This window comes from Vibrio sp. 10N.261.52.A1, from assembly GCF_002876325.1.
GTDB lineage: Bacteria > Pseudomonadota > Gammaproteobacteria > Enterobacterales > Vibrionaceae > Vibrio > Vibrio chagasii.
In genome coordinates this window covers 1-1,635 of the sequence record NZ_MCYD01000656.1, presented here as the reverse complement: position 1 = coordinate 1,635, position 1,635 = coordinate 1, and the positions used below count along the sequence as shown (strand labels likewise).

At 43.7% G+C, this 1,635-nt stretch carries 1 protein-coding gene and 1 pseudogene; both read left to right on the top strand.

From position 1 onward, the window contains the following. The first annotated feature begins 362 nt into the window (after positions 1-362). Positions 363-1,406, top strand: a complete 1,044-nt coding sequence (locus tag BCT81_RS12285) for a GMP reductase (protein ID WP_102424591.1) — start codon at positions 363-365, stop codon at positions 1,404-1,406. Positions 1,407-1,494: 88 nt separating this feature from the next. Then, positions 1,495-1,635: pseudogene (locus tag BCT81_RS29995) on the top strand (helix-turn-helix domain-containing protein); the annotation flags it as partial.

Sequence of the window (1,635 nt, the reverse complement as noted above, 5' to 3'; positions counted from 1 at the left end):
GTGATTAAAGGGCACTTTTTTCACAAATTTGCCTTATCGAACGTTTTTTAGTCGAATTTGAAAGGAAAACGTTTGCGCAATAAACCGACAGCGTTTGCGCGAATGTGTTGTTAAGTTATTAATTACTAAGAATTTAGTCGAAAAGTAGGAGCGGGGAGCTTTTACCAGATATGGAATCTTTGAGAGGATAGCACAAAAAAAAATGAAATATCAGACTTGCTGTTAGTAAATCACAGCCTATAATGCTGAAAACCGGAGCGTCTGCCAACGCTCCGGTTTTTTTGTGTCCGAAACTCAGTAAAGCGTCTGCCAACGCTTACCGAAAACGCACGACACGTAATATGATTACAGGACAAATTATCATGCGTATCGAACAAGAACTTAAGTTAGGCTTCAAAGATGTATTATTCCGCCCAAAGCGTTCTACTCTTAAAAGTCGTTCTCAAGTTGAATTAACCCGCGAGTTTACATTCAAGCATAGCGGTCGTCAATGGTCTGGTGTACCAGTAATCGCAGCGAACATGGATTCGGTAGCAAGTTTCGAAATGGCAGCGGCTCTAGCAGAGCACGGTGTAATGACTGCAGTACACAAGCACTACACAGTAGAGCAGTGGGCTGAGTTCGCAAAAACAGCAGACAAGAAAACGCTGAACAACGTATTTGTATCAACAGGTACTTCTGAAGCTGAGTTTGAGAAAACTAAGCAAATCATGGCGCTTAGCGAAGATTTCGTATTTATCTGTATTGATATCGCTAACGGCTACTCAGAGCACCTAGTTGAGTACGTACAGAAAGTACGAGCAGAGTTCCCAGACAAAGTAATCTCTGCTGGTAACGTTGTTACAGGTGATATGGTTGAAGAGCTAATCCTAGCAGGTGCAGACATCGTTAAAGTTGGAATCGGCCCAGGTTCAGTTTGTACTACACGTGTTAAAACTGGTGTAGGTTACCCTCAACTTTCTGCAATCATCGAGTGTGGCGACGCGGCTCACGGCCTTGGTGGCATGATCATCGGTGACGGTGGCTGTTCATGTGCTGGTGACGTATCTAAAGCGTTCGGTGGCGGTGCTGATTTCGTAATGCTAGGCGGTATGCTAGCAGGCCACGAAGAGTCAGGCGGTGAAGTTGTTGAGCAAGACGGTAAGCAATTCATGAAGTTCTACGGCATGTCTTCACAGTCGGCTATGGACAAGCACTCAGGTGGTGTTGCTAAGTACCGTGCAGCTGAAGGTAAAACTGTTTTACTTCCGTTCCGTGGTTCAGTTCACAACACAATTTCTGACATCCTTGGTGGTGTACGTTCAACTTGTACATACGTAGGCGCAGCGAAGCTTAAAGAGCTAACTAAGCGTACGACTTTCATCCGTGTACAAGAGCAAGAGAACAACGTATTCGGTAAAGAGTAATCTGAACGAATTCAAATAGTTTGAAAATCAAGAGCCGCTTTTTGAACTGACCCCCAATAGTTGGACACCAATTATTGGGGGTCTTTTTATGTCCAAATATAGCCGAGAGCTAAAATGTATCATTGCTAAGCAATATTTAGATGGCACGTCATCTCGCTACTTAGCAAAACAATATTCAATCCCTTCAAGACAGATACGGTATTGGGCTCAAGTCTTTGCCATCCATGGT

Excerpts from the sequence above, each read along its gene's own strand:
- BCT81_RS12285 (WP_102424591.1), top strand. The coding sequence starts at position 363 with ATGCGTATCGAACAAGAACTTAAGTTAGGCTTCAAAGATGTATTATTC.